The organism is Streptomyces sp. NPDC057654 (genome assembly GCF_042800135.1).
GTDB lineage: Bacteria > Actinomycetota > Actinomycetes > Streptomycetales > Streptomycetaceae > Streptomyces.
The window spans coordinates 1-4706 of sequence record NZ_JBHVHQ010000682.1; the positions used below are offsets into that span (position 1 = coordinate 1).

The 4706-nt window shown below is 77.0% G+C and carries 2 protein-coding genes; both read right to left on the reverse strand.

Translation table 11 applies throughout. The features are described 5' to 3' along the window. Positions 1-28 precede the first annotated feature (28 nt). Complete coding sequence (locus ACFU99_RS33565) at positions 29-1516, reverse strand: helix-turn-helix domain-containing protein (protein ID WP_384399281.1); 1488 nt, start codon at positions 1514-1516, stop codon at positions 29-31. 459 nt (positions 1517-1975) lie between these two features. After that, positions 1976-4706, reverse strand: a 2731-nt coding sequence (locus ACFU99_RS33570; RefSeq protein ID WP_384399278.1) for a molecular chaperone Hsp90, incomplete at its 5' end; no start/stop codon positions are given.

A 4706-nucleotide genomic window follows, 5' to 3' on the forward strand; every position in this document is an offset into this window, starting at 1 on the left:
GCTTCGTAACGCCGTATCGGCGACAGCCTCAGACCTGAGCAGCCGTCAGGCCGACGGCCCGGACGGCCAGCCACAGGTCGTGACGTGCGCTCGGGGCGTGCAGCAGGGAGCGTTCCAGCTGCGCTTCCAGGCGGGTCAGCCGCTTGCGCGCGCCGGGTATCGAGATGCCCAGCTCGGCGGCGGTCCGGCTGAGCTGGGCGTCCTGCTCCAGCCAGGTGCGCAGTGTCGCCGACGGGTCGGCGGAGCAGCCCTCGGAGGTCAGCGGGCGCAGCTGGATGCGGGCCCAGCGCTGGACGGCGGGCCGGGACAGCAGGTCGTCGAGGGTGCGGGCGGGCGCGGTGTCCGGGTCGCCGGGCCGGTGGTCGGGCGGCGGCACGGGCGAGGAGTGCACGCGCAGGGCCAGGGCGAGCGCGGACTGGTCGGCGAGCCGGTCGAGGTCCATGCCGAGGAGCTGGCCGATCAGCCGCAGCCGGGCGGCGAGCGTATTGCGGTGGATCTTCAGGTGGGCGGTGGCGCGGGAGTAGAACGCGAGCCAGGAGGAGGCCGTCGCGATCAGCTCCTGGCCGCTGGGGTCCTGGGGCCGCTTGGGCGCGTGCGAGGTCAGCGGCTCCAGCAGGTCCCGGGCCCAGGGCGCGGCCACGCCGCCCGCCACGAGGGCCAGTTCGGGCGCGGCGCCGAAGCTCGCGTACCGGTCGGTGTGGGCGCGGGCGATGGCCAGGGCGTGGAACGCCTGCGCGTAGCCGACGGCGGTCTCGCGCAGCGGCACGTCGTCGCTGACGCCGACGGCGCAGTCGCCCGCCATGGAGGTCAGCGCCCGGTCGAGCGGCCCGGCGGCGCCGGGCGGCGGGGGCGTCAGGGCGATCACATGGCCGGAGTAGACGGGGCACCGCACCACCCAGGCGCGCCCCTCGGAGGCGTCGGCGCACATCCGCACCACGTCGTCGCGGCGGCCCGGCGGGCACTCGGCCACGTACACGCGCATCAGGTCGGGCAGGCGGGGCCGCAGCGCGCCCGCGATCTGGTGGGCGGTGGCGAGCTGCCCGATCATCAGCAGGTGCAGCACCGCCTCGCGGCTGCGGGACTCCGCGAGGTCCACGCGGCGCCGCTTGCGCTCGGCGCTCTCCGCCTCCCAGCACAGGGCCAGCGGCAGGGTGACGTCGGCGAGCAGCGCGGTCAGGTGGCCGGGCAGCGGGCCCGCCACCACGACGCCCAGGGCGAGGCCGTGCTGGTGCCGGGGCCCGCCGAGGGCTAAGAGGACGGCGGTCTCGGCGCCCCCGTCGAGGGTCACGGAGCGCAGCCCCCGGTCGGTGAGCGTGCGCGCCGCCCCGGACGCCAGCTCTGTCGCCTGTCCCCCGGACGCGCCGTGCCCGTCTGCCGCCCGTATCGCGGGGCGGTGGTGCATGGCGGCGCACAGCACGGTGCCGGAGGCGTCGAGCAGCCCCGCCCAGCCGCCGGCCCGTGCTGCGAGCCAGCGCAGCAGCGCCCGGGTCCCGCCGGAACGGGCGAGGCTCTGCATCCGCAGCACGTCCTCGGCCCGCTCGATTCTCCACCGCGCCCCGACGGCGCCGCCGGTGTCCGTACTCTCCCGCGTCTGCACCCGACCTCCCGATGTTGGTGAATGTGGTTTCTGAAACCTCTGGCCCACCCCGCAGTGCAAGGTGAACCTCGTCGCCGCGCCCGCGCCGCCCTAGTGTCGTGAACCAGGTGATCCGGCCGCCGGAGCCTGCCCACAGTGGCTGACGGGGGTGGCCACTGCGGCCTGGGGCCCACGGCGCTGGATCACCTGGGTCAGGGGGGTGCTGGGGGGACCGAGCACCTGGGGCGTGTGGTGAACAGGGAACACCACACGCTCACAGGCATGTTCACTTTCCGTACAGACGTACACGGGTGCGCCGGGACGCGCAACGGCCGAGGCCGAGGGGCGGACTCGGGAGCCGCCGCCCCTCGCGCAGAACCTCTGACCGAACCAGCGGACCTAGTCGAACCAGCGGGCCTCGGCCAGCTCCTCCGTGCGGGACGGGTCCTCCAGCAGCGCCGCCGCCTCGAAGCGCCGGCTCCAGTGGCCGGCCGCCCACGCCAGGCCCGCCGCGACGCCCTCCAGCGTCGAGGCGTGCAGCACCCGGTCCGGCCCGTAGCGCCAGTCCAGTTCGACGCCCTCGACCGTCAGCTCCTCGTGCTCGACGTACGAGTCCGGCGCGCCCGGCAGCAGCACCCGCACGCCGTCCGGCACCTCGCGCCGCTCGCCGCCGCCGGGCGCCGGGGCCGTGAATTCCTCGCTCAGCCGCCGTACTTGCAGCAGCTCCGCGAGGTCTGCCGCCAGCGCGGGCCGTACGGGCAGCAGGGCCCGGCCCGCCGTCAGGGGCAGCAGGTCCGGGGCGTCGGCGACCAGCGCGTCCGCCGCGTCCACGATCCGCACCTCGCCGTCGACGACGGCCCGCAGTTCGTCGGGGAGCGTGACCTGCTCGGGGTCGAGGTCGGCCAGCGCGCCGTAGAGGCCGTGCAGCTGGGCCGCGCCGACCGGCAGCCGGTCGTCCGCGAGCCGCGCCAGCAGCTCGGCCGCGCCGCCGGGCTCGTCCAGAAGGGAGGCCGCGGAGGTCCGTACGCCCAGGGCCCGCAGCACCTGTTCGTCGCCGCCGTCGCCGAGGAGGTCGGCCGCGTCGGCGGCCTCGTACAGCCCGGCGAGCAGCGGGTCGCCGCCCCTGGCCCGCAGGCCGGCCGGGCGCCGCCCGTCCAGCACGGGGTGGCCGCGCAGCCACCACGCCGTGTACGGGCGCACCGACTCCGTCGTGCCGTCCGGCAGCAGCACCCGTACGGGTGCGGTCAGCGCGTCGCGCAGCGGCGGCCGGGCGAGCATCCGCAGCGCCTGCGGCCACGCGTCGTCGTCGACGAGGTCCAGGTCGCGTACGGCCACGATCTCGGTGGCCACCGGCGGCACCGCCGTCTGCTCCAGCCCGTCGAGCACGTCCTCGCACCACACGTCGACGGCGTCCAGCAGCCCGGCGTCGTCCGGCTCCGCGAAATCTCCGTCGCGGGGCTCCAGTTCGTCGGGGTCCAGGACGACGTCGGTGGCGCGTACGAGGGCGAAGGTGGCGAGCACACCGACGGCGGTGAGCGGCTGCTCGCCCCACCGCTCGGCCAGCTCCGCGTCGCAGGCGGCCAGCTCCCCGGCCCGTACGACCTGCTCGAACGCGCTGCCCGGCAGCATGAGTTCACCGGCCGGGGCCGGTTCGCCGTCCTCGTCGGGGAGCGCCAGGGCCGCCAGCCACGGCTCGTCGCCGGGGGCCAGGTGCGCGTCGCGTACGAGCCCCAGCACGGTCTCCGCCAGCTCCTCGCCGCCGAGCGCGTCGCCTTCGAGGATCCCGTACGCGTCGTCGTCCGCGTCCAGCGAGTTCGCGACGGCCGCCCGCACCTGGGGCGTCGTCAGCACGGCGCGCGGGGACGCGGGCACCGCGCCCAGCTTCTCCAGCAGCGGGTGCGCGGCGTCGGGGTGCGCGACCTTCAGCCCGAGCCGGGCGAGCGCCTCGTGCCGGGGCCCGTCCTCGGCGCCCGGCAGCAGCACCTGGCGCGGGCCGATCGTCGTACGGCCGTCCGCGAGCGGCACCGGAAGCCCCGACAGCCGGTCCGGGTCGACCCCGGCCAGCGAGTCGTACAGCCGCCGCCACCACGCCGGGTCCCGCTCCACGCCGGCCAGCCGGTCGACCATCTCGCCCAGCGGCACCCGCTCCACGCCGAGGACGCGCAGCTCGACGCGGCGCTCCAGCCCGGCGGGCAGCAGGCTCGGGAACAGTTCGGCGAGCACGGCCACGGTCGCGGCCCCGGCGCCCTCCACGATCTCGGCGTCGGCGGGGCGCAGCACGTACGCGTCCCCGGCCGTCCCGGTGAGCGCGGTGGGATCGTCGAAGGCGGCCTCGGGCACGACTTCGGGCGCGCGGTCCGGCGCGGGCTCGCCGCCGCCCTGCTCGGCCGCCGCGCTGGGCAGGAACGGGACCCTGGGCAGCCGCTCCAGCAGCAGGCGGCGCAGCTCGCCGTCGAGTTCGCCCTTGCCGAGGGGGCCGGGCACCAGGTCGACGGTGCCGACGCCGACGGGCCGCCAGTCGCCGAGCAGCGCCGCGTACCCCTCGGCGGCCCGCGCCACCACGAAGTCCGTGAGCGCGCCGGGCGCGGTACGGCGGCGGGTGGGCTCCAGCGGGAACGAGGCGATGAGCAGGGCGGGCAGGCCGAGCGGCTCGTCGGTCGGGGTCGGCGCGTGCAGCACGGGCGCGGTCGTCGGCCGTACGGGCGCGCCGTCGGCGTCGACGGGCACCGCCCATGTCACCGACCAGTTCGGGCGCAGCCGCTCCTCCACCGGGCGGTCCGCGAGCAGCGCCGCGTCCAGCGGCCCGCCGGTGCGCGCGACGCGCCAACGGGCGGGAGCGGGCCGGGCGCTGTCCTCGATGACCGTGTACGGCCCGTCGGCGCGGCGCGTCACCGTCCGCACGCCGTCCGCCGTCTCCACGACGACCTCGGACAGCCCCGGCAGGGTCAGCAGCAGCGCGTCGTCCAGGTCCGCCAACAGACGCCCCGTCAGATCCTCGGCCGCGCCGTCGCGCAGCGGCAGGACGACGACGGTGTCGTAGCCGTCGGGGGCGGAGCCCTCCGCCGGGAAGGGCAGCCGCAGCAGCGGTACGTGGCCGTCGCGGCGGCGGATCTCCGCGCCGAGCCCCGGC

Coding starts and splice junctions, on each gene's coding strand:
- ACFU99_RS33565 (WP_384399281.1), bottom strand. CDS start 1,516: ATGCAGAGCCTCGCCCGTTCCGGCGGGACCCGGGCGCTGCTGCGCTGG.